The 22,672-nt window shown below is 60.3% G+C and carries 28 protein-coding genes; 19 read left to right on the top strand and 9 right to left on the bottom strand.

Going from position 1 to position 22,672, the window contains the following annotated elements:
- Positions 1-21 precede the first annotated feature (21 nt).
- The 3 genes from FHK92_RS24530 to FHK92_RS24520 all read left to right on the top strand — a co-directional run bounded on the left by FHK92_RS24530 (position 22) and on the right by FHK92_RS24520 (position 3,187).
- A complete protein-coding gene (locus tag FHK92_RS24530) occupies positions 22-888 on the top strand; it encodes a LysR family transcriptional regulator (RefSeq protein WP_181290395.1) in 867 nt (288 codons plus the stop codon).
- A gap of 166 nt (positions 889-1,054) precedes the next feature.
- Positions 1,055-2,599 carry an EAL domain-containing protein gene (locus FHK92_RS24525; RefSeq protein WP_181290394.1) on the top strand — a complete coding sequence of 515 codons (1,545 nt, stop codon included), beginning with the start codon at positions 1,055-1,057 and terminating at the stop codon, positions 2,597-2,599.
- Positions 2,600-2,821: 222 nt separating this feature from the next.
- Entirely contained in the window at positions 2,822-3,187 is a 366-nt protein-coding gene (locus tag FHK92_RS24520; protein WP_181290393.1) for a histone-like nucleoid-structuring protein, MvaT/MvaU family, read from the top strand.
- Between the two features lie 90 nt (positions 3,188-3,277).
- Here FHK92_RS24520 and FHK92_RS24515 read toward each other — a convergent pair whose 3' ends face one another.
- Positions 3,278-3,805: a DUF4946 domain-containing protein gene (locus FHK92_RS24515; protein WP_181290530.1), complete on the bottom strand. Its 528-nt coding sequence runs from the start codon at positions 3,803-3,805 to the stop codon at positions 3,278-3,280.
- A 195-nt stretch (positions 3,806-4,000) separates the two neighbouring features.
- Between FHK92_RS24515 and gloA the strand changes: the two genes are divergently transcribed.
- A complete protein-coding gene (gloA, locus tag FHK92_RS24510) occupies positions 4,001-4,522 on the top strand; it encodes a lactoylglutathione lyase (RefSeq protein WP_181290392.1) in 522 nt (173 codons plus the stop codon).
- 197 nt (positions 4,523-4,719) lie between these two features.
- Here the strand turns inward: gloA and ahpF are convergent, their stop codons facing one another.
- From ahpF to galU, 4 genes are all read right to left on the bottom strand, one after another.
- On the bottom strand, positions 4,720-6,282 hold the full coding sequence (ahpF, locus tag FHK92_RS24505) for an alkyl hydroperoxide reductase subunit F (protein WP_181290529.1): 1,563 nt from the start codon (positions 6,280-6,282) through the stop codon (positions 4,720-4,722).
- Between the two features lie 123 nt (positions 6,283-6,405).
- Complete coding sequence (gene ahpC / locus FHK92_RS24500) at positions 6,406-6,969, bottom strand: alkyl hydroperoxide reductase subunit C (protein WP_181290391.1); 564 nt, start codon at positions 6,967-6,969, stop codon at positions 6,406-6,408.
- A 265-nt stretch (positions 6,970-7,234) separates the two neighbouring features.
- Entirely contained in the window at positions 7,235-8,590 is a 1,356-nt protein-coding gene (gene gorA / locus FHK92_RS24495; protein ID WP_181290390.1) for a glutathione-disulfide reductase, read from the bottom strand.
- A 210-nt stretch (positions 8,591-8,800) separates the two neighbouring features.
- Entirely contained in the window at positions 8,801-9,640 is an 840-nt protein-coding gene (galU, locus tag FHK92_RS24490; protein WP_003182953.1) for a UTP--glucose-1-phosphate uridylyltransferase GalU, read from the bottom strand.
- A 233-nt stretch (positions 9,641-9,873) separates the two neighbouring features.
- Here galU and FHK92_RS24485 point away from each other — a divergent pair, with 233 nt between their 5' ends.
- Both FHK92_RS24485 and FHK92_RS24480 read left to right on the top strand, forming a co-directional pair.
- Positions 9,874-10,089, top strand: coding sequence for a hypothetical protein (locus FHK92_RS24485; protein ID WP_039592969.1), 216 nt, complete (start codon positions 9,874-9,876; stop codon positions 10,087-10,089).
- 111 nt (positions 10,090-10,200) lie between these two features.
- Complete coding sequence (locus tag FHK92_RS24480) at positions 10,201-10,482, top strand: hypothetical protein (protein ID WP_181290389.1); 282 nt, start codon at positions 10,201-10,203, stop codon at positions 10,480-10,482.
- Position 10,483: 1 nt separating this feature from the next.
- Here FHK92_RS24480 and FHK92_RS24475 read toward each other — a convergent pair whose 3' ends face one another.
- Both FHK92_RS24475 and FHK92_RS24470 read right to left on the bottom strand, forming a co-directional pair.
- Positions 10,484-10,714: a hypothetical protein gene (locus FHK92_RS24475; protein WP_181290388.1), complete on the bottom strand. Its 231-nt coding sequence runs from the start codon at positions 10,712-10,714 to the stop codon at positions 10,484-10,486.
- A 108-nt stretch (positions 10,715-10,822) separates the two neighbouring features.
- Positions 10,823-11,173 carry a hypothetical protein gene (locus FHK92_RS24470; protein ID WP_181290387.1) on the bottom strand — a complete coding sequence of 117 codons (351 nt, stop codon included), beginning with the start codon at positions 11,171-11,173 and terminating at the stop codon, positions 10,823-10,825.
- 203 nt (positions 11,174-11,376) lie between these two features.
- Here FHK92_RS24470 and FHK92_RS24465 point away from each other — a divergent pair, with 203 nt between their 5' ends.
- The 5 genes from FHK92_RS24465 (at position 11,377) to ada (ending at position 14,658) form a co-directional block, all read left to right on the top strand.
- A complete protein-coding gene (locus FHK92_RS24465) occupies positions 11,377-11,679 on the top strand; it encodes a DUF1883 domain-containing protein (protein WP_003182962.1) in 303 nt (100 codons plus the stop codon).
- A 30-nt stretch (positions 11,680-11,709) separates the two neighbouring features.
- Positions 11,710-11,880 carry a hypothetical protein gene (locus tag FHK92_RS24460; RefSeq protein ID WP_181290386.1) on the top strand — a complete coding sequence of 57 codons (171 nt, stop codon included), beginning with the start codon at positions 11,710-11,712 and terminating at the stop codon, positions 11,878-11,880.
- 230 nt (positions 11,881-12,110) lie between these two features.
- Positions 12,111-12,830, top strand: coding sequence for a 2OG-Fe(II) oxygenase (locus tag FHK92_RS24455; protein ID WP_181290385.1), 720 nt, complete (start codon positions 12,111-12,113; stop codon positions 12,828-12,830).
- Entirely contained in the window at positions 12,817-13,497 is a 681-nt protein-coding gene (gene alkB, locus FHK92_RS24450) for a DNA oxidative demethylase AlkB (RefSeq protein WP_375154629.1), read from the top strand. The genes FHK92_RS24455 and alkB overlap by 14 nt, the downstream gene beginning before the upstream one ends.
- A gap of 87 nt (positions 13,498-13,584) precedes the next feature.
- The gene (ada, locus tag FHK92_RS24445; protein WP_181290384.1) at positions 13,585-14,658 is read left to right on the top strand and encodes a bifunctional DNA-binding transcriptional regulator/O6-methylguanine-DNA methyltransferase Ada; all 1,074 of its coding nucleotides are present in this window, start codon (positions 13,585-13,587) and stop codon (positions 14,656-14,658) included.
- Here ada and FHK92_RS24440 read toward each other — a convergent pair.
- Positions 14,622-15,110, bottom strand: a complete 489-nt coding sequence (locus FHK92_RS24440) for a GyrI-like domain-containing protein (protein ID WP_181290383.1) — start codon at positions 15,108-15,110, stop codon at positions 14,622-14,624. The two genes, ada and FHK92_RS24440, sit on opposite strands and share 37 nt — an antisense overlap.
- A 148-nt stretch (positions 15,111-15,258) precedes the next feature.
- Here FHK92_RS24440 and FHK92_RS24435 point away from each other — a divergent pair, with 148 nt between their 5' ends.
- The 8 genes from FHK92_RS24435 (at position 15,259) to FHK92_RS24400 (ending at position 21,716) form a co-directional block, all read left to right on the top strand.
- Positions 15,259-16,320, top strand: coding sequence for an NAD(P)H-dependent flavin oxidoreductase (locus FHK92_RS24435; protein ID WP_181290382.1), 1,062 nt, complete (start codon positions 15,259-15,261; stop codon positions 16,318-16,320).
- A gap of 238 nt (positions 16,321-16,558) precedes the next feature.
- On the top strand, positions 16,559-17,311 hold the full coding sequence (gene modA, locus FHK92_RS24430) for a molybdate ABC transporter substrate-binding protein (RefSeq protein ID WP_181290381.1): 753 nt from the start codon (positions 16,559-16,561) through the stop codon (positions 17,309-17,311).
- On the top strand, positions 17,312-17,989 hold the full coding sequence (modB, locus tag FHK92_RS24425) for a molybdate ABC transporter permease subunit (RefSeq protein ID WP_181290380.1): 678 nt from the start codon (positions 17,312-17,314) through the stop codon (positions 17,987-17,989). It abuts the gene before it with no gap.
- A 3-nt stretch (positions 17,990-17,992) separates the two neighbouring features.
- The gene (modC, locus tag FHK92_RS24420) at positions 17,993-19,072 is read left to right on the top strand and encodes a molybdenum ABC transporter ATP-binding protein (RefSeq protein WP_181290379.1); all 1,080 of its coding nucleotides are present in this window, start codon (positions 17,993-17,995) and stop codon (positions 19,070-19,072) included.
- A gap of 211 nt (positions 19,073-19,283) precedes the next feature.
- Complete coding sequence (locus tag FHK92_RS24415; protein WP_181290378.1) at positions 19,284-20,321, top strand: DNA topoisomerase IB; 1,038 nt, start codon at positions 19,284-19,286, stop codon at positions 20,319-20,321.
- A gap of 135 nt (positions 20,322-20,456) precedes the next feature.
- Entirely contained in the window at positions 20,457-21,020 is a 564-nt protein-coding gene (locus FHK92_RS24410) for an ATP-dependent Clp protease proteolytic subunit (protein WP_030142235.1), read from the top strand.
- Positions 21,021-21,249: 229 nt separating this feature from the next.
- Positions 21,250-21,429 (top strand): con-10 family general stress protein, encoded by a 180-nt coding sequence (locus tag FHK92_RS24405; RefSeq protein WP_003182983.1) that lies wholly within the window; start codon positions 21,250-21,252, stop codon positions 21,427-21,429.
- 62 nt (positions 21,430-21,491) lie between these two features.
- The gene (locus FHK92_RS24400) at positions 21,492-21,716 is read left to right on the top strand and encodes a hypothetical protein (protein ID WP_181290377.1); all 225 of its coding nucleotides are present in this window, start codon (positions 21,492-21,494) and stop codon (positions 21,714-21,716) included.
- 189 nt (positions 21,717-21,905) lie between these two features.
- Here the strand turns inward: FHK92_RS24400 and FHK92_RS24395 are convergent, their stop codons facing one another.
- A complete protein-coding gene (locus FHK92_RS24395) occupies positions 21,906-22,658 on the bottom strand; it encodes an OBAP family protein (RefSeq protein ID WP_181290376.1) in 753 nt (250 codons plus the stop codon).
- Between the last annotated feature and the right edge of the window lie 14 nt (positions 22,659-22,672).

Here is a 22,672-nt window from a genome sequence, read left to right as displayed (position 1 = left end):
TCGTAAAATGAGCAATCCCTCATGACGCTCACCCAACTCGAAATCTTCTCGCTGGTCGCCGAGCTGCGCGGTTTCACTGCTGCGGCCACGCGTCTGGGCATTGGCCAATCCGCGGTGTCCCATGCCATCAAATCCCTGGAACAAGAGCTGGGCGTGGAATTGCTCAGGCGTCATCAGTCGATGGTGGAACCCAGCGATATTGGCCAACAGTTGCTGCTACGGGCCCGGGCCATGCTCGGGCTGGCCAACACCTTGCGCCAGGAAGCCGCCGATGCCCGAGGCATGCGCCGAGGCACCTTGCGCATCGGCTCGTTCGGGCCGACGTCATCGATGAAACTGCTGCCCGGGATCCTGCGGCGCTATCGAGCCTTGCACCCGGGGATCGAAGTGCACATCGACGAAGGGCCCGACAGACAGGTCATCCAATGGTTGGACGAGCGGCGGATCGACATTGGTTTCGTGGTGCTGCCCGAGGAGCGTTTCGATACGTTCATGTTGATGGAAGATCAGATGGTCGCCCTGCTGCCCAGCGCACATCCCCTCGCCGCCCAGGCCAGCCTGAGCCTCAAGGACCTGTGCAACGACCCCTTCGTGCACACCGAGGCGGGATCGTCGGAGCTGGTCACGCGCCTGTTCAATGCCGCCCGGTTGACGCCGATCGTGCGTTTCCATTGCTCGCAGTTGCTCAGCACCCTGGATGTCGTCAGGCGTGGCGAGGCGGTGAGTGTGGTGTCCGAAGGGTCATTGCCAGATGCCGAGAACCCTGGTTACGTCGTCCGGCCCTTGTCGCCGCGGGTGCCGCGACAGATCGGCCTGGCCGTGTTGGACAGTCGCCAGGCCTCTCCTGCCACCTTGGCGTTTATCGAACTGGCCCAACAGAATCTGTAGCCTTCACAGATTCCAAGAACTCCCCTGATAAATGTGGGAGCCGAGCTTGCTCGCGATGACAGCGGGTCAGCATGCATCAATTGCGTAAGGCAAGTAACCGGCAGGCCATCTATCATGGTCGGCATCCAACGCTTCCCCCTCATCCCCTTTTCCTCAGGTTGTGCCGATGCCCTTGACGACCACCCGCTCGCACACCCGGTCCCGCCGCTACCTGGTCACCCTACTGTGCGGCCTGGTGCCGATACTGTCAGGGCTGGCCATTTTGTACATGCAGGCCGAGCGGACGCTGGCGCAACACACCCGGGAGACCGCCGAGGAACTGGTCAGGCAGATCGAGTTGATGCTCGACAATACTGCCCTGGCGGCCCGTGAATTGTTGCCCCTGGCGGGCCAGCCCTGCGAAGCGGTGAAGCTGGCCTTGCGCGAACAAGTGACGCGCCGGCCCTTTGTCCGCTCGACCAACCTGATCTGGGACGACAGCCTGTATTGCAGCTCGCTGTTCGGGGCTTTCGAGGAGCGGGTCAACCCGAGCGATTATCATCAGGGCATGCTATGGCTCATGGACGGCAACCCGGTGACGCCGGATACCGCACTGCTGATCTACCGACTCAATGACGGCCGGCAAGGCGCCTTGGCCACACTTGACGGGTATCACTTGGCCAATGTCCTGCGCCTGATCGGCGGCCAGACCCGGCTGCGACTGCAAGTCGGGCCAAATTGGCTGGCGGCGGACGGCAAGGTCCGGCCAGGGCCCTTGCCGGGGCTGCCGGTGGCCCAGAGTGAACTGGGTTCATCGCGCTACGCCTTTAATGTGGAGGCCGGATTCGAGGAGGGTGAAACCTGGCGCTACATGACCAGGGAATATCCACCGCTGTTCAGCCTGCTGATCTTCTTTGGCGCGGTGCTCGGGACACTCGGACACTGGCTGCAAAAGCGCGCCTCGTCTCCCAGCCGTGAATTGCAACGGGCGCTGGAAGCCGGCGAGTTCGTGCCCTACCTGCAACCGGTCGTGCACAGCGACAGCAAACGCTGGGCAGGCGTCGAGGTGCTGATGCGCTGGAACCATCCCAAGGAAGGCCTGGTCCGCCCGGATCTCTTCATCCCCTTCGCCGAACACAGCGGTGTGATCGTGCCGATGACCCGTGTGCTGATGCAGCAAACCATGCGCCTGCTGGCGCCGCTCGCGCCGCGACTCGAAGCGCCGTTTCATGTCGGTATCAACATCACCGCCCGCCACTGCCATGATCTGGCGCTGGTGGACGACTGTCGCAAGTTTCTCGGCGCCTTCGCGCCAGGGGCGATTACTCTGGTGCTGGAGTTGACCGAACGCGAGCTGATCGAACCGACGCCCGTGACCCGGCAACTGTTCGACCAACTGCGGGAATTGGGCGTCAAGATCGCGCTCGACGATTTCGGCACCGGTCATTCCAGCCTGGCGTATTTGCGCCAGTTCAACGTGGACTTCCTGAAAATTGACCAGAGTTTTGTCGCGATGATCGGTGCCGACGCCCTGTCGCGTCACCTCCTTGATAGCATCATCGAACTGTCGGGCAAGTTGGGCTTGGACATGGTGGCCGAAGGCGTCGAAACCGTCGAACAAAGCGACTACCTGAGCGCCCATGGGGTGAACTTTCTACAGGGCTATCTATTTGGTCGACCGATTAGCGGACAGGCATTCGCTGAGTCATTGAACACCACTAACGGCAGTTAACCGTCGCCGATCTATTGACGACGACGTCCAGTTGATAAAGCGTTTGCTGTTGTTACATAACGAAAAAGTTACGATTTACACTTTCTGGATTAACTACTACAATTTTTCTACCTGTGCCACATAACAGCAGAGGGTCATTAACACCGGGTCGCTTCAAGGCGCTTGGCTTATAGCTTTGTTTGCGGTTGGTATCAGCCAAATATTTTGATTGGAGTAATCATTTTGTCCAGACTCGCTGAATTTCGTGCAGCCGAAAAGGCCCTTCAAGAACAGCTCAAGCAGCTGGAGTCGCTGAAGAACGATGCCGGGCTCAAGAAGGAAATCGAATTCGAGGAAAAGCTCCAGGGACTGATGAAAACCTACGGCAAGAGCCTGCGCGACATCGTCGCGATCCTCGACCCGAACCCGTCCAAGGCAAGCCTGCCATCGAACAAGCCCACCAAGACCCGCCGTGCGCGAGTGGTGAAGGTTTACCAGAACCCGCACACCGGCGAGTTGATCGAAACCAAGGGTGGCAATCACCGCGGCCTGAAAGCCTGGAAAGAACAATACGGTGCAGCGACCGTTGACTCCTGGTTGCGTGGTTGACAGCCCAGCATGCAAAAGCCCTGACCATTCAGGGCTTTTTTATGAGCTGAACTTTAGGATTAAACCTTTTGGCGTATTACGCTTAAGGCGTCACAGTTTCAAACTGTTTCGCACCGACTGTATTTCATCCTGGCTTTCAATAAACGCCTGCGCCTGCCCTGCATAGGACAGCACATAAGCCTTGCCCTCAGTTAGTGCCGCGACGAGTGTCTGAGACAATACATGTCGTCCGTTTTGCGTGATCGTGCAAGTGGTTTCCAATGCAGTTACGTCAGCCAACATGGAGGCATGGACCTTAGTGCACACACTTTGATAACCGCCCTGGAAAAAATCCTTCTGGATTGATTTGCGCATTTCCAGCAACACACCCTGCAAGTTGACCTGATGATCCGGCGCGACGGGGGTCATGGTCAGCTCCATGACCATTACGGCATTGCCTGCCGGATCACTCTTGGTGGCACGTTGGCGCAGGGTTCCAGGGGCAGCCGAGGCCGATGTATCCGCTGGCAGCGGTTCGACAACCCAGCCCTGGGGCCAGGTGACCTGCGGTTCGGCCGCCTGGACACCGCCGACACTTGCAAGTAGCAGGACAAACAGCGTAAGGAACGGTCGAATCATTGCGTTGGCACTCAAGAACGAATCGTGAAGTCTGAAGCCCGAGGCAGAACCAGGCAATAGCCATGCGCGGTTTGGCGGCGCCGCGTCCCTTGCGTATCATGGGCGCACCTGCAAGGAAGCCATCTGACGCAAGCCCAGGAACCGTCGTGCCCCAGGCTGCGACGCCGTTTGCCCCACTTATTTTCCGGAGGGCCCATGAGCCTGCACGAACTCAATACTTTCCCTGGCGTCACCGCCCAACCCGATGCGGCCACGGCCAAGTTCGTCTTCAACCACACCATGCTGCGGGTCAAGGACATCACCAAGTCCCTGGATTTCTACACCCGCGTGCTGGGTTTCTCGCTGGTGGAGAAACGCGACTTCCCTGAAGCCGAATTCAGCCTGTATTTCCTGGCGCTGGTGGACAAGAGCCAGATTCCGGCGGACGCGGCGGCGCGCACCGAGTGGATGAAGTCGATCCCCGGCATCCTCGAACTGACCCACAACCATGGCACCGAAAACGACCCGGCATTTGCCTACCACAACGGCAACACCGACCCGCGCGGTTTCGGTCATATCTGCATTTCCGTGCCCGATGTCGTCGCCGCCTGCGAACGCTTCGAAGCGCTGGGCTGTGACTTCCAGAAACGCCTGAACGATGGCCGCATGAAAAGCCTGGCGTTCATCAAGGACCCGGATGGCTATTGGGTTGAGATCATCCAGCCTGCGCCGTTGTAAACCGCATTACCGCTCCAACATTTGACAAATCCCCTGTGGGAGCGAGCTTGCTCGCGATGACTTCAGCACATTCAACATGGATGCAAGCTGACCGGCCGCTATCGCGAGCAAGCTCGCTCCCACAGGAAAACGCGAGATCCAAAAAAAAACCCCATGAGCCAAGGCCCATGGGGTTTATTCGTTTCAGCGGGAGGCGATCAGGCCGGCGCGGAAGTGCGGATCAGGTGGTCAAAGGCACTCAACGAAGCCTTGGCACCCTCGCCCACGGCGATCACGATCTGCTTGTACGGCACGGTGGTCACGTCACCGGCTGCGAACACGCCAGGGATCGAGGTTTCGCCACGGGCATCGACGATAATCTCGCCGCGCGGTGACAACTCAACGGTGCCCTTGAGCCAATCGGTGTTAGGCAACAGGCCGATCTGCACGAAGATCCCTTCCAGCGCCACGTCGCGCACTTCACCGCTCGGACGATCCTTGTAGCGCAGGCCATTGACCTTTTGGCCGTCGCCCGTCACTTCGGTGGTCTGGGCATTGGTGATCACCGTCACGTTCGGCAAGCTGTGCAGTTTGCGCTGCAACACCGCGTCGGCTCGCAACTGCACGTCGAATTCCAGCAAGGTGACGTGGGACACGATACCGGCCAGGTCGATGGCCGCTTCGACGCCGGAGTTGCCGCCGCCGATCACTGCGACACGCTTGCCTTTGAACAGCGGACCGTCGCAGTGCGGGCAGTACGCCACGCCTTTGTTGCGGTATTGCTGCTCGCCCGGCACGTTCATTTCACGCCAGCGGGCACCGGTCGCCAGGATCACGGTCTTGGCCTTGAGGCTCGCACCGCTGGCGAACTTGACTTCATGCAGTCCGCCGTCCGTGCCAGGCACCAAGGCGTCGGCGCGTTGCAGGTTCATGATGTCGACGTCGTACTGCTTGACGTGTTCTTCCAGGGCAACGGCCAGTTTCGGGCCTTCGGTTTCCTGGACCGAGATGAAGTTCTCGATGGCCATGGTGTCGAGCACCTGGCCGCCGAAACGTTCGGCCGCCACACCGGTGCGGATACCTTTGCGCGCCGCGTAGATCGCCGCCGAAGCACCGGCCGGGCCACCGCCGACCACCAACACGTCAAAGGCATCCTTGGCGCTGATCTTCTCGGCCTGGCGCTCGATGCCGCTGGTGTCGATCTTGGCGATTATTTCTTCCAGGCCCATGCGGCCCTGGCCGAAGTTCACACCGTTCAAGTAGATGCTTGGCACGGCCATGATCTGGCGTTCATCGACTTCGGCCTGGAACAGCGCGCCGTCGATAGCGACGTGCTTGATGTTCAGGTTCAGCACAGCCATCAGATTCAGCGCCTGGACCACGTCCGGGCAGTTCTGGCACGACAGCGAGAAATACGTCTCGAAGTTGAACTCGCCCTTGAGCGAGCGGATCTGTTCGATCACTTCGACACTGGCCTTCGAAGGGTGGCCACCGACTTGCAGCAGGGCCAGCACCAGCGAAGTGAATTCATGGCCCATGGGAATGCCGGCGAAACGCAGGCTGATATCGGCTCCCGGGCGGTTCAACGAGAACGACGGCTTGCGCGCATCGGTACCGTTGTCGAGCAAGGTAATCTGGTTGGAAAGACTGGCGACGTCTTTGAGTAACGCGAGCATTTCCTGGGATTTCGCACCGTCGTCGAGGGATGCAACGATCTCGATCGGCTGGGTGACCCGTTCCAGGTATGACTTCAACTGAGCTTTAAGATTGGCGTCCAACATACGGGCGATTTCCATGTGTGAATTTCAGAAAAAACAACGCCCGAGCGAATCTCGCCCGGGCGTTTTTTGGGGCGAAGCGGCTTACTTGATTAAGAGCGGATCGCCCTCGGATAACTCACAGACTTAGATCTTGCCGACCAGGTCCAGGGACGGAGCCAGGGTGGCCTCGCCTTCTTTCCACTTGGCTGGGCAGACTTCGCCTGGGTGAGCGGCAACATACTGAGCAGCCTTGATCTTGCGCAGCAGCTCGGAAGCGTCACGGCCTACACCGCCGTCGTTGATTTCAACGATCTTGATCTGGCCTTCAGGGTTGATCACGAAAGTACCGCGGTCAGCCAGGCCAGCTTCTTCGATCAGCACGTCGAAGTTGCGGGAGATAGCCAGGGTCGGGTCGCCGATCATGGTGTACTGGATCTTGCCGATGGCTGGCGAAGTGTTGTGCCAGGCAGCGTGGGCAAAGTGAGTGTCGGTCGACACGCTGTATATTTCGACGCCCAGCTTCTGGAATTCGGCGTAGTTGTCGGCCAGGTCTTCCAGTTCGGTTGGGCAAACGAAGGTGAAGTCAGCCGGGTAGAAGAACACGACAGACCACTTGCCTTTCAGGTCAGCGTCCGACACTTCGATGAAGCTGCCATTTTTGTAAGCGGTGGCTTTGAACGGTTTAACTTGGCTGTTGATGATAGGCATCGTTGACTCTCCGTCAGGGGTTGAAAAGTTGATGGGGGAATCTTAGCCATTCAATTCGCGGTTGGCTCATTGCCAAAGCTCATGCGAATGATTGGTTTTGGCTATCAGGAAACCATATAGATAGAAGAAATCTGTAGAAGCTGGCGAAGGCTCGGGCCGCGTTCGGACGATCTTTTGATCCTGATCTTTCGTTTGAAGTGAAAGTTCCAAGGAATAGATCGCAGCCTCGTTGCACTCGGCAGCACCTACAGGCATCTTCCATGCGTCAGGCGGTGGGCGTACGCATGGTGACGAATTCTTCGGCGGCGGTCGGGTGTACGCCGATGGTTTCGTCGAAGTCACGCTTGGTCGCGCCGGCCTTCAAGGCAATAGCCAAGCCCTGCACGATTTCTCCCGCATCCGGCCCGACCATGTGGCAACCCAAGACCTTATCGGTTTTGGCGTCAACCACCAGCTTCATCAGCGTGCGTTCCTGGCACTCGGTGAGGGTCAGCTTCATCGGCCGGAAACGGCTCTCGAAAATCTGCACCTCATGCCCCTCCTCCCGGGCCTGTTCTTCCGTCAGGCCAACCGTGCCGATGTTCGGCAGGCTGAACACGGCTGTGGGGATCATCCGATAGTCCACCAGGCGATACTGCTCGGGCTTGAACAGGCGTCGCGCCACCGCCATGCCTTCAGCCAACGCGACAGGCGTCAGCTGCACGCGACCGATCACGTCGCCAATGGCCAGGATCGACGGCTCGGCGGTCTCGTATTTTTCGTTGACCTGCACAAAGCCTTTTTCGTCCAGCGTCACGCCGGTGTTTTCAAGGCCGAGGTTGTCCAGCATCGGTCGCCGGCCAGTGGCGTAGAACACGCAGTCGGTGGACAGCGTGCGACCGTCCTTGAGCGTCACTTTCAGGCTGCCGTCGGCTTCCTTGTCGATGCGCTGGATATCCGCATTGAATTGCAGGTCCAGGCCTCGACGTTCGAGTTCCTCTGCAAGATGCTTGCGCACTGCGCCGTCGAAGCCACGCAAGAACAGGTCGCCGCGATACAGCAAGGACGTTTGCGCGCCCATGCCGTGGAAGATCCCGGCGAACTCCACCGCGATGTAACCGCCGCCCACCACCAACATGCGCTTGGGCAGCGTCTTCAGGAAAAACGCCTCGTTGGAACTGATGGCGTGCTCGCGCCCTGGAATATCCGGGATCACCGGCCAGCCACCCGTGGCGATCATGATGTGCTCGGCGGTGTGGCGCTCGCCGTTGATCTCGACTTCGTGAGGGCCGGTGATCCTGGCGTGGCCTTCGTGCAGCGTGACGCCACTGTTGCCCAGCAGGTTGCGGTAGATGCCGTTGAGGCGATTGATCTCGCGGTCCTTGTTGGCAATCAGCGTGGCCCAGTCGAAATTCGCCTCGCCGGCCGTCCAGCCGTAGGCCGACGCTTGTTCGAAGTCCTCGGCGTAATGCGCGCCGTAGACCAGCAGTTTTTTCGGCACGCAACCGACGTTGACGCAGGTCCCACCCAGGTAGCGGCTTTCCGCCACGCCCACTTTTGCGCCGAAACCCGCGGCAAACCGCGCCGCCCGCACACCGCCGGAACCGGCGCCAATCACATACAGATTAAAATCGTAGGCCATCATCTATCTCCTTCGGCAGGTTGTCAGCATACCTGCTGTTCCTGCGCGGAGCAGCCAGAACGGGCAGCGTTGCAATTGATTATGGGGACGGAAAACGAAAAGCCAAACGGCATCTGCAAAGAGCCCTTGTGGCGAGGGAGCTTGCTGATCTGCAGGCAAAAAAAAGCCCCGAACCAGTCGGGGCGTTTTTTCAAGGCGCGACGCTGGCTATCAGTAAGCCTTGCCGGTCTTGTAGAAGTTCTCGAAGCAGAAGTTGGTCGCGTCGATATAACCTTCGGCGCCACCGCAGTCGAAACGCTTGCCCTTGAACTTGTAGGCCATGACGCAGCCGTTCTGGGCCTGTTTCATCAGGGCGTCGGTAATCTGGATTTCACCACCCTTGCCTGGCTCGGTCTGTTCGATCAGGTCGAAGATGTCCGGGGTCAGGATGTAGCGACCGATGATCGCCAGGTTCGACGGCGCATCTTCAGGCTTTGGTTTTTCAACCATGCTGTGGACGCGGTAGATGTCGTCGCGGATCATTTCGCCAGCGATCACACCGTACTTGTTGGTTTCCTGCGGATCCACTTCCTGGATTGCCACGATGGAGCAGCGGAATTGCTTGTACAGCTTGACCATCTGGGTCAGTACGCCGTCGCCTTCCAGGTTGACGCAAAGGTCGTCCGCGAGAACCACGGCGAACGGTTCGTCACCGATCAGCGGGCGACCGGTGAGGATCGCGTGGCCCAGGCCTTTCATTTCGGTCTGGCGGGTGTAGGAGAACGAGCACTCATCCAGCAGCTTACGAATGCCGACCAGGTATTTTTCCTTGTCGGTGCCCTTGATCTGGTTTTCCAGCTCGTAGCTGATGTCGAAATGGTCTTCCAGGGCGCGCTTGCCACGGCCGGTGACGATGGAAATTTCCGTCAGGCCTGCATCGAGGGCTTCTTCGACGCCGTACTGGATCAGTGGCTTGTTCACCACCGGCAGCATTTCTTTGGGCATGGCTTTAGTCGCTGGCAGGAAGCGAGTACCGTAACCGGCTGCTGGGAACAAGCATTTCTTGATCATATAAGTCCTTGAAAAGGCGGTGTGTACAAGTTTCGGCGCAGTCTAATCAGCCGGCAGGCGGCTTACAATGCCTGCACTGGCCAACCGATGCCATCATAGAGAAATAAACCGGCGGATAGTTCAATCGCCTTTCGCTTCGATGGTTCCAGCGGTCCCCACTGTACGCCCATCAGCGCTGTTTGCGGGTATTTGGCGTATCATGGCCGCCTTGATCCCGCCAATGAGGCAGCTAGATGTCGGCAACACAGAACGCAAACGGTTATTCGGTCAGCCAGGACAAGGACGGCCAATGGTGGATTATCAACTACCATGGCGAGCAGGTCGCCGGCCCCTTGCCGACCAAGACGATGGCGGTGGAAGTCGCCGCGGTCTTCCAGGACGAGCGCTCTGCCCCGGCGCCGCGAGAACGCGAACAGGCGCCTGCGCGCAATAATCGCCGCAAGAAATAATCGGCCAGCCCCTTCGACGCCTGGGTGCTCGAAGGGGCCATTGGTTTAGCTGTACCGGAATGGCTATTCGCTATAATCTCGCGCCATTCCTCCCTTCTTGATGACTATCCCATGAAGACGTTCCTGGCGCTGTCCGCAGTCCTGGCCCTGGCAGGTTGTGCCTCGGCGGAAAAAACCTACCTGGATAACGGCGAGCAAGGCCTGTCCATCGACTGTTCGGGCGAAGCCAACTCCTGGGCCACCTGCTATGAGAAGGCGGATGCCTCCTGCGCCGGCACCGGTTACCGCATCGTCGGCACCGATGGCACGCCACAGGCCAAGGAAAGCGAAAAGACCTTGGGCGTCGATGTTGGAAACTTCACCAGCCGCAGTGTCGTGGTCGTCTGCAAATAAGCTAGATGTGAATCTCGGCGAACTTGATCCCCAGGCCCCGCAGGGTCTCGATCAGGTCATCGAGCCGGCTGAAGGATTCGACTTCGTCCTGGTCATCCACGAGAAAGAAACTGCGTCCGGCGCTTTTCTTGAAGAAGACGATCCATTCCCCGGGGCTCGCGGGGTTCTGTATCACATGGGTGGCGCAGATAAGTCCTTCTGCATGGCGCTCGCGGACCTGCTCGCGTTTCATCGACTGAACTCCATAAATGACAATGCCGCCAACGTGACCGTGGCGGCATTTTTTTCGAAGGGCGCAGCTTAACCGATGCCCGGCCCGTTCGTCAGGCCCGGAACGCGCTCAACCGGAGATGCACGCGTTGGCCGCTTCCTGCACGTCCCCCGGACGCACCGGCACGTTGGACATGCTTTCGTGCAACTTGATGCTGCTGCCACTGGAACGCTCGTCGATGTCGAACACCGCCGCGGGCAACGTCGATATTCTGCCTGGCACGATCACCCGGACGCCGTTCTTGTGCGGTTCCATCTGCAGCGGGCCACGGGTCTTGAGCAGCTTGTCGGCAACGCAATTGGCGTATTCATGAGGCTTCTTACCGGAGATGACGCTCATGGTGGGTGGCGTCTGGTTGATGTCCGATACCGATGCACATCCACCCAGGGCCAAGGCCAGTACCCACACGCTGCGCTTCATATCATTCCTCCAGTAAAGACCCTCCGACAATGCAAACGCCGTTTTTCTCCAACGCCCTGGTTTTTTTTATTCGCCAACCGGCAATAAATGACTTTCACCCAGGACAGGGGTCGGTTATTGACCCTAGGTGCTGGTAAACTGCGCGCCATTATTTGCCCATCTTGCCGTGTCGATTTGCAAGAAATGCCCTTCTGGAGGCACCCATGAAATTCATCCATCAGCGCGAGCACCTCAACGAGGACGATATCGTCGTCATCGAATGCTCCCAAATGTGTAACATCCGCCTGATGAACGACGCCAATTTCCGCAGCTTCAAGAACGGTGGCCGGCACACTTACCATGGCGGCGCGTTCGACACGTTCCCGGCCAGGATCACCGCGCCCAGCACCGGTTTCTGGAACATCACCATCGACACCGTCAACCGTCGCGCCATCAGCGTCACCCGCAAGCCGACCCTGACCCACAAGATCAAGATCATCCGGCGCTCCAGCTCGAAGCTGAGCTGAGCGGCCCTTTCGTAAAAAACAGGAAAGACCGTGGCCCCGACGACCAAATACGTTATCAAGTACAAGCTCAACGGCGAACGCCGCTTCGAGTTTGCCCAGCTGCAAACCGGCACTGAGGAAGAAGCCATGGCCGCGCTGAAAAAGCTGCATGGCGAGACTGACGATGTGATCACCGACCTCAAGGTCAGCAAGGCACTGTAAGACGCAGCCACGCATCCGTGGCGAGGGGATTTATCCCCGCTGGGCTGCGCAGCAGCCCCAAAACTTGCTACTTCATTGCAGCAGGTGAACCGTGGATGCAAGCTTACGACTGCTGCGCAGCCGAGCGGGGATAAATCCCCTCGCCACAAGAGCTCTCAAATAAGCAAGAATCGGGGTGCCTGCAACACAGCATTCTTCAGACTGACAGTCCTTCCAACAGGATTGCAATCATGTCCCCTAAGCCCTCCCTGCCCCAACACCTCGCCGATCTCGACTGGCCTGCCCTGGAACAAAGCCTCGACCAGGACGGCTGCACGATCATTCGCAATTTGCTGTCGCCAACGCAATGTCGGCAGTTAAGTAGTTTGTACGCCGACCCCGGGCTTTTCCGTTCGCGGGTCATAATGGCACGCCATGGATTCGGGCGCGGCGAGTATCAGTATTTTGCTTATCCGCTGCCTGAAGTGATCCAGCAATTGCGTCAGTCGCTGTATCCGAAGCTGGCACCCCTGGCCAATCGCTGGAACGAATGCATGGGGCTGGACGCGCGCTATCCCGACAAACACGCCGATTTCATCCAACGCTGCCACGCCGCCGGGCAGCAACGCCCCACCCCGCTACTGCTGCAATACGGGCCGCAGGACTACAACTGCCTGCACCAGGACCTGTATGGCGAGCACGTGTTCCCGCTGCAGGTGGCGATCCTGCTGTCGGAACCGGGCGAGAACTTCATCGGTGGCGAGTTTGTCCTCACGGAACAGCGGCCGCGCATGCAATCGCGCCCCCAGGTCATCGACTTGAAACAAGGCGACGCCGTGGTATTCGCCGTGCATCAGCGGCCGGTCAAGGGCGTTCGCGGTTATTTTCGGGTTAACTTGCGCCATGGCGTCAGCCGCGTGCACAGCGGTCGCCGGCATACACTCGGGATCATTTTTCATGATGCGCAATGACGACACGCCCATCACCTTCGACCTGTTCGCCGACCAGGCGCCCACCACGCCCGGCCAGGTCGAACAGATCGGCCAACAATCCTTTGTGCTGCGCGGATTTGCCCTGCCCTGGCTCGACCGCTTGCTGCCGGCGCTGGAAGGCGTCTTGCAGGCGGCACCGTTCCGGCAGATGGTCACGCCCGGCGGCTTCACAATGTCGGTGGCGTTGACCAGTTGTGGTGCGCTCGGCTGGACCACTGACCGCAGCGGCTACCGCTACACCGCCCATGACCCGCAGACCGGCCACCCCTGGCCCGACATGCCGCAAGTTTTTCGCGAATTGGCCCGGGCCGCTGCCCGGCAGGCTGGGTTCGAGCATTTCGAGCCCGACGCCTGCCTGATCAACCGCTACGTGCCTGGCGCGCGCATGTCATTGCATCAGGACAAGAACGAGCGCTCCCTGACGGCCCCCGTCGTTTCACTCTCCCTTGGCCTGCCGGCAATGTTCCAGTTCGGCGGGTTCGAGCGCAGCGACAAAAGCCAGCGCATCCCGTTGTTCCATGGCGACATCGCCGTCTGGGGTGGCGTGGACCGGTTGCGCTACCACGGCGTGCTGCCCCTCAAGCCGGGAGAGCATCCGCGCCTGGGCGCCCAACGGATCAACCTGACGTTCCGCATGGCCGGATAAAAGCGCAGAATTCAACCGCAAGACCCGGAGTGTCGTCACAAGCATGGCTCCTTACTCTAGGCAAAACGGGCCAATGGAATAACGACCATGAACAGCACTTCCAACAACCGCTCCCCCGACCAAGACCCACGCTGGGCCGCCGTGCTCGCTCGGGATCCGCGCGCCGACGGCACATTTGTCTACGGCGTGAAGACCACCGGCATCTATTGCCACCCCAGCAGCCTGTCGCGCCTGCCCAACCCGCGCAACGTCGAATTCTTCGATACGCCGGAACAGGCCCAGGCCGCCGGTTACCGTCCGAGCAAACGCCTGGCGAGGGACCAGACCCAGATTGCTGCGCAACAAGCGGCCCGGGTCGCGGCCGCCTGCCGGCAGATCGAGGCGGCCGATGAACTGCCTGGGTTGAATGACCTCGCCCGGACAGCTGGCTTGAGCCCCTTTCATTTCCACCGAGTCTTCAAATCCGTCACCGGCCTGACACCCAAGGCCTACGCCGCGGCCCATCGCTCGCGCAGGGTGCGCGAACGCCTGGCCGACGCCGGGTCGGTGACCGAAGCGCTGTACGACGCCGGCTTCAACTCCAACAGCCGCTTTTATGAAGCTGCCGACAAAGTTCTGGGCATGAAACCCGCCGATTACCGCGCCGCAGGGCAAAACACTGACATTCGCTTCGCCGTCGGCCAGTGCTCCCTCGGGGCGATCCTGGTGGCGCAGAGCGAGCGTGGCGTGTGCGCGATCCTGCTGGGCGACGATCCGGACGTGCTGGTGCGCGACCTCCAAGACAAATTCCGTCGCGCCAACCTCATCGGCGCCGACCGGGAATTCGAGCAACTGATCGCCCAAGTGGTGGGTTTTATCGAAGCGCCTGCCCTGGGCCTGGAATTGCCGCTGGACCTGCGCGGCACGGCGTTCCAGGAGCGGGTCTGGCAGGCCCTGCGGGAGATTCCGCCAGGCAGCACCGCCAGCTACGCCGAGATCGCCCAGCGCATCGGCTTGCCCAAAGCGGTGCGCGCGGTGGCCCAGGCCTGCGGCGCCAACAGCCTCGCCGTGGCGATCCCCTGCCATCGGGTGGTGCGCAGCGACGGCAACCTGTCGGGCTACCGCTGGGGTGTTGAGCGCAAGCGTCAGCTGTTGGCGCTGGAACGCTCGTCGGAGGATTGAACGCCGATATAGATCGCGACCGAATCAGCCGTGTTGTACACCTCGAAATCGGTGGTGAACCGGCGCACGGCTTGCGGGTTGTCGGCGAAGTACGCCCAGATCAGCCCCCAGGTCTGGATCACGCAGTCAGGCATTTCACCCTTGGCCGAGAACACCAGGTAATCCCCGCCCTCGATATTCACGGCGGGGTAGCCTGCGCTCGTGGCATCGACCTGCACACCCGCGGTCACGTTGAAATAGCCGGTTGCATCGGACTCGTAGCCGGAATACACCCCATAGACGAACGACTCCGACTGACGCGCCGGGATCTGGTCGAACAGCCCTTCGGTGAAGAACTGCTGCCACATCGGGCCGATCTTCGCCGCGTCGCCCTGTTGCTCGTCGACGTTGCGGGTGCGCACCTGCAAACCGGCGACGGTGAAGGGTTCGACAGTCCTGAGTTTCACGTCCATGGGTCGGGCTCCTTGATGATTGAAGTCCGCATGGTACCGATCCTTGCGTCGGGATCAACCCGGGCATCGATTGAAAAACTCGACTGGCACTGGCCGGGTCACTCCTGCTAAAAACACGGTTTCCTTCTGCCGTCGGAGACACCCGGACATGAGTCAGTGGCCAGACACCCGCATTCTCGACCTGCTCGGCATCGAGCACCCGATCATCCAGGGGCCGCTGGCTGGGGTGACCGGTCCGGCCATGGTGGTCGCCACGTCCAATGCCGGTGGGATGGGTTCGATGCCTGCCGCGATGCTCGATGTAGAGCAACTGCGCCAGGCCCTGACGGACATTGCTGGACAGACCGACAAGCCGTTCAGCGTGAATTTCTTCAGCCATCAACCGCCAGTCTTTGATGAACAAAGGGCCGAGGCCTGGAAGCAACGCCTCAAGCCTTACTATGAAGAACTGGGGGCTGACTACGACGCGCCAACGCCAGTGTCCAATCGCACGCCGTTCGACGATGCGGCCTGCCGCGTGCTGGAAGAACTGCGGCCCAAGGTGGTCAGCTTCCACTTCGGCCTGCCGGAAAAATCGTTGCTGGATCGGGTCAAGGCCACCGGCGCGAAAATTCTCTCGTCGGCCACCACCGTCGAAGAAGCCGTCTGGCTCGAACAGCACGGCTGCGACGCGATCATCGCCATGGGTTACGAAGCTGGCGGCCATCGCGGGATGTTCCTCAGTGACGATCTCAACACCCAAGTGGGCCTGTTCGCCTTGCTGCCGCAGGTCGTGGACGCGGTGAAGGTGCCGGTGATCGCCACTGGCGGAATCGGCGATGCGCGGGGAATCGTCGCCGCGTTTGCCCTGGGCGCGTCAGCGGTACAGCTGGGCAGCGCCTACCTGTTCACGCCCGAGGCGAAGATCAGCGCGTCCCATCACCGGGCGTTACGCACGGCCAAGGAAAGCCAGACCGCAGTCACCAATCTGTTCACCGGTCGCCCGGCCCGTGGGATTGTCAACCGAGTGATGCGCGAAGTCGGCCCGATGAGCCCGCTCGCCCCGGCATTCCCCTTGGCGGGTGGCGCCTTGATGCCCTTGCGCGCCAAAGACGAAGCTGACTTCTCCAATCTCTGGGCCGGCCAGGCGTTTCCCCTGGGGCGTGAGTTACCGAGCGGCGAGTTGACCCGGCGTCTGGCCGAGGAGGCGCTGGCTCGGTTCAAGGGCTGAGCGCAAGCCTGACAGTCCCCGGCGCTTGACCGGACGCTATCGCGAGCAAGCTCACTCCCACAGGGGTTCAGTGTGAATATCAATCATGCATTCATCCCGAAATCCTGTGGGAGCGAGCTTGCTCGCGATGACGGCAGCCCTGCCACCGCTGACTTCTGACAAAATGCCACGTTCCGTTTGTCAGCCTTTCGCTATATATTCCGCTATATAGCGAACCCGCCCCCACGGAACTCTGTCCATGCGCCCTGTCCATTTCGCCCCGCTGCTGCTGGCAGCCTGCTTTTGTATCAATGCTGCCCAAGCCGAAGAGGTGCAGGTTGCCGTCGCGTCCAATTTCACCGCCCCGATCCAGGCCATCGCCAGCGAATTCGAAAAAGACACCGGCCACAAACTGATCGCCGCATACGGCGCGACCGGGCAGTTCTATACCCAGATCAAGAACGGCGCGCCGTTCGAGGTGTTCCTGGCCGCCGACGATACCACCCCGGCCAGACTGGAAAGCGAAGGCGATGCCGTGAAAGGCTCGCGCTTCACCTACGCCGTCGGCACGCTGGCATTGTGGTCGGCCAAGGACAATTACGTCGACGCCAAGGGCCAGGTCCTGCGGGACAACGCGTTCCAGCATCTGTCCATCGCCAACCCGAAAGCCGCGCCCTATGGCCTCGCCGCCACCCAGGTCTTGGATAAACTGGGGCTGACCGGGCAGGTCAAGGACAAGATCGTTGAAGGCCAGAACATCACCCAGGCCTACCAGTTTGTTTCCACCGGCAATGCCGAGCTAGGCTTCGTGGCCCTGTCCCAAGTATTCAAGGACGGCAAGTTGGCGAGCGGTTCCGCGTGGATTGTCCCGGCCGAACTGCATGATCCGATCAAGCAGGACGCCGTGATCCTCGGCAAGGGTCGGGACAACCCTGCCGCGAAGGCATTGATGGACTACCTCAAGGGCCCGAAAGCCGCCGCCATCATCCAAACCTACGGTTATCAACGCTAAATGCTGACCGGCGCCGACTATTCCGCCATCGGGTTGACCCTGAAGCTGGCGTCACTGACCACGGTGATCCTGCTGCTGATCGGCACGCCCATCGCCCTGTGGCTATCACGCACCCGATCCTGGCTGCGCGGGCCCGTGGGCGCGGTGGTGGCGCTGCCGTTGGTGCTGCCGCCTACCGTGATCGGCTTCTATCTGCTGCTGGCGTTGGGACCGAACGGCTGGATCGGCCAGTTCACCCAGGCCCTCGGCCTGGGCACCCTCACCTTCAGCTTTACCGGGCTGGTGATTGGCTCGGTGATCTATTCGATGCCCTTCGTCGTGCAGCCGCTGCAAAACGCCTTTTCCGCCATCGGCAGCCGTCCGCTGGAAGTCGCCGCCACCCTGCGGGCCGGCCCGTGGGACACCTTTTTCAGCGTCATCCTGCCCTTGGCGCGCCCGGGCTTCATTACGGCGGCGATCCTCGGCTTCGCCCACACAGTCGGCGAATTCGGCGTGGTGCTGATGATCGGCGGGAACATCCCCGAAAAGACCCGGGTGGTGTCGGTGCAGATCTACGACCATGTCGAAGCCCTTGAATACAGCCAGGCCCACTGGCTGGCGGCGGCGATGCTGGTGTTTTCTTTCCTGGTGCTGCTAGCGCTGTATTCCAGCCGCCGCACCCGCGCCGGTTGGAGCTGATCGATGATCCAGGCGAGATTTCAACTCGACCACGGCCCGTTTTCCCTGGACCTGGACGTGCAACTGCCTGGCCGGGGCGTGACGGCGCTGTACGGCGAATCCGGCTCCGGCAAAACCACGTGCCTGCGCTGCATCGCCGGGCTGGACCGGCCCGCGCGGGGCTTCGTCGAGGTCAATGGCGAAGTGTGGCAGGACAGCGAGCGTGGGATTTTTGTGCCGCCTCACCAGCGAGCGCTGGGGTACGTTTTCCAAGAGGCGAGCCTGTTTGATCACCTGTCGGTGCGGGGCAACTTGCTGTTCGGCCTCAAGCGCGTTGCCATGGCGCAACGGCGTGTGGACATGACTCAAGCGACGGAACTGCTGGGCATCGGCCACCTGCTCGACAGGCAGCCGCACAACCTCTCCGGCGGCGAACGCCAGCGCGTTGGTATCGCTCGCGCCTTGCTGACCAGCCCACGCTTGCTGCTGATGGATGAGCCGCTGGCGGCGCTCGATACGCGACGCAAGAACGAGATCCTGCCTTACCTGCAACGGCTTCACGATGAGCTGGACATCCCGGTGCTGTACGTCAGCCATTCACAGGATGAAGTGGCGCGCCTGGCCGATCACATCGTGCTGCTCGATGCCGGGCGGGCCTTGGTCAGCGGGCCGATCGGCGAGACCCTGGCCCGCCTCGACTTGCCCCTGGCCTTGGGCGATGACGCGGGCGTGGTGATCCAGGGCAAAGTCGCCGGTTATGACCCGCAGTATCAGTTGCTCACCCTGACGCTGCCCGACAGCCAACTGCACATGCGGGTGACTCACACGCACCTGGCTGACGGCTTGCCGCTGCGCATCAAGGTCCAGGCCCGAGACGTCAGCCTGAGCCTGGCAAACGACGCGCAGACCAGCATCCTCAATCGCCTGCCCGTGACGGTAGTCAGCGAACTGGCCGGTGACAACGCCGCCCACGTGCTGATCCGCCTGGACGCCGCCGGCACCCCGCTGCTGGCGCGGATCACCCGGTACTCCCGCGATCAGTTGAAGCTGCACCCGGGACAGGCGCTGTGGGCGCAGATCAAGGCGGTGGCGGTGTTGGCGTAGCCTTCGCGCTCGTAAGAGCAGCCCCTTGTGGGAGCGAGCTTGCTCGCGATAGCGGTGGATCAGCTTGCATAAATAGTGAATCTTCCAACGTCATCGCGAGCAAGCTCGCTCCCACAGGTTATTGGTGGTGACATGAGAATCTCGGCACGACCGCAACGGCCAGCGGTCAATGAATTCACAGGCCATCCGAATTCATCGCCAAGGATCCACCATGCCCGACACTCAAATGCCCGATGCGCTCCCGGCCGACCTGCATTACGTCGACGACACCGCGCCGGGCATCACCCGCAGGAAACTGCGGGGCAAGTTCTGCTATTTCGATCCGTCGGGCCAGCGCATCACCGACGCAGCCGAAATCCAGCGCATCAATGCCCTGGCCGTTCCGCCGGCCTACACCGATGTCTGGATCTGCACCGACCCACGCGGCCACCTCCAGGCCACCGGCCGCGATGCCCGTGGGCGCAAGCAGTACCGTTACCATCCGCGCTGGCGTGAAGTGCGCGATGCCGACAAGTATTCACGCATGCTGGAGTTCGGCCGTACCCTGCCCCGCTTGCGCAGGCGCCTGGAAGACATTCTCGCCACCCCGGGCTTCAGCCGCGACAAAGTCATGGCAACGGTCATCACTTTGCTCGATGTGACATTGATCCGCGTCGGCAACACTCAATACGCCCGGGACAATCGTTCCTATGGCTTGACCACGCTGCGCAACAAGCATGTCGCGGTCAACGGCAGCGCCATCGCGTTCCAGTTCCGTGGCAAGAGCGGCATCGAACACCAGATCACCGTGAAGGACCGGCGCCTGGCGCGGATCGTCAAGCGCTGTCAGGAAATTCCCGGGCAGAACCTCTTCCAGTACCTGGACGAGAACGGCGAGCGCCACGCCATCACCTCTTCGGATATCAACGCTTACCTCAAGACGCTCACCGGCGCCGATTTCACCGCCAAGGACTATCGCACCTGGGCAGGCAGCGCGGCCGCCCTGGACGGACTGCGCACGTTGCAATGGGAAACCGAAACCGAGGCCAAGCGACACGTGGCCGAGATGGTCCGGCAGGTCGCCCGGCAGTTGGGCAACACACCCGCCGTCTGTCGCAAATGCTATATCCACCCCGCCGTACTGGAAGGCTTCATGGGCGGCGTGCTGCATGAGCTGCCTAAACCTCGGGTGCGCAAGGGTCTCAGCGCGCAAGAAGCGGCGCTGACGATGTTCCTGGAACGCATGGCCCACGCCGTCGAAGCCTGCTGACCGAAGCGATCGATTCGTTGCCGGACCCGACAAGCGTGTTACGGAAGTGGAACATCCGACAGCCGGCGGACTCCCAACTGTACAGAGCCGCTGATCCGCAGACTCGTCAACGCGTGACGTCGAGAGGAGTTTCAGATGTCCGAACACATCGTCCATTTCCATTGCCAGATCGATCAGGGAACCACCGAACGCTTCCGCGACAATTGCCTGGAAGCCATTGAAAAAGGCGCCGACTCGCTGATGCTCAACCTCTCTACGGTCGGCGGCAGCACCAACTTCGGGTTCACCCTCTACACGTTCATCAAGTCCCTGCCCGTGCCGGTGCGCGCCGTGAATGCTGGCAACATCGAGTCAATGGGCATCGTTATGTACCTGGCGGCCAGCGACCGCACCACGACCCCGCATTCACGCTTCCTGATCCACCCGATGAATTGGTATTTCGGCCAGAAATCCGTGGACCACTCGCGTTTGCGGGAATACCTGTCCAGCCTGGACAACGACGTGGCGCGGTACGTGGAAATCTATGTCAAGGAAACGGCTGGCGCTGCCACGCAACTGGATATTTTCAAATGCCTTTGCGCCGAGGAACGAGTGATCCCGGCGGAGAATTCCCTGGCCTTCGGCATCGCGCACCGGGTTGAACAAGTGGTGTTCCCACCCGAGGCCAAGCATTGGAAAGTGAGCGGCGGCGAGGACTGATACCGTTGCCTTGGCAATGAGTAATTTCGATTTGACGCCGTTATGCTTATTAACAAAATCCATGTTGTATAAGTTCAAGCGAAACGGCTGTATAACTTTTTCACGCACTCTTTTTAAATAAATACCGTTCGTCGCCAGCGAAACGTTTTTTTAAACTTCCCTCCGCAGTTTTCTTTCACAGTACTGCGAGGCACGTTTTACTCGCTTAACCAAAATGAGGATTCTCGAAATGGCTAATAGCGGAAACAAAAACCCAGGTAACTTCGCAAACGACCGTGAGAAAGCATCCGAAGCCGGCAAGAAAGGCGGACATGCTTCCGGCGGCAATTTCGCAAACGACCGGGAAAAAGCTTCTGAAGCTGGCCGCAAAGGTGGCGAACGCAGCCACGGCGGCGGCCGGAAGTCGTAACCCGGAGAATCGCTGGGGCGCAGCTTTGCTGCGTCCTGGCGCTTAATCTGTCGAGGTCATGAATGAGCCAGGATCGATTCATCGTCAGTTTCATCGCCGACGGCCAGCCCGATAACCGGGTACTTGCGACGGACACCGAGACGCTGACCACCGAAGAAGCCGAAGCGCTTTTGAGGGTGACGTTTACGGAACTAAAAAGTGCCCGGATCAGCGATGTGCAAGTTCAGAAAAGAACCAAGCCAAACGAAACGGAACATGATGTTCCGGGGCATTTCAAACAGCCGTAATTCGTTTTACCCCCCTTATTTCCGCTCCCTGCCCCTCCGTGGCGAGGGAGCTTGCTCCCGCTGGGCTGCGCAGCAGCCCTAACTAATAGTCAATAAAACTTATATTTCCAAGTTGATTGCCCTGTGGGGTTGCTTCGCAACCCAGCGGGAGCAAGCTCCCTCGCCACAAAAGCATCGCGGCAATACGCTTCAATGAGCATGCCCCGTCGGATCCTTGATCTGCCAAATCTTGCCTTTCTGCCACGCGTCCGCGCCAGGATCGATTGCCGGCGCCTCAATGGATTCGCGGGCGCGTTTCTTCGCTTCGCTATCGATGCCCATCCGCCCGTCGCGCTCGCGCACCAGTTGCGAATCGATCTGGCCGTCGGCGGTGAAGCCCATCATCAGTTGCGGGACACCGTAGGGCAGCGCATTGCCCTGCTCGGTGTGCCAGGTGTGCCATGTCTTGCCGTAGGTGCTGACCAGGTTTTTCATCAAGCGTGTCTCCGCGACTTCGGGTATGCCTGGCGCCACCAATTGACCCGACTTCACCTCGTGCACATGGCTGTGCCATAGCTGCTTCTCGGCGGCGGGCAAACCTTCGAACAAGCGCTTGCTGATGATGTACTCCACGCCCATCAATTTGGCGTTGGCGGTATTGGCGTCAAAGATGGCGCACTGGAAGACTTCTTCGTTCAGTGCCGTGCAGTAGTGGTGCGCTTCCATTTGCCCGGACATTCGTCCGTTATAGAAATGAAAGCCATCGAGGTAGGTATCCAATGCTTGCAGCGGGGGTTTGTTCTGCATGATCCCGGCCCCCGCTTCCAAGGTCGCGGTGGTCGGGCTTTTCGCGGCGCCCGGGGCATCCACCGGTGAATGGCTGTTGCCGCCCGCGCAGCCCGCCAGGCCCATCGTTGCCGCGCAGAACATGGCCCAGGTTCCATGAACAATCTTTCCAGGCATCTCGACTCTCCTTT

The sequence above is a fragment of the Pseudomonas brassicacearum subsp. neoaurantiaca genome, from assembly GCF_013608025.1.
Lineage (GTDB): Bacteria > Pseudomonadota > Gammaproteobacteria > Pseudomonadales > Pseudomonadaceae > Aquipseudomonas.
The sequence above is the reverse complement of the archived record's forward strand: the minus strand, read 5'-3'. Positions and strand labels throughout refer to the sequence as shown.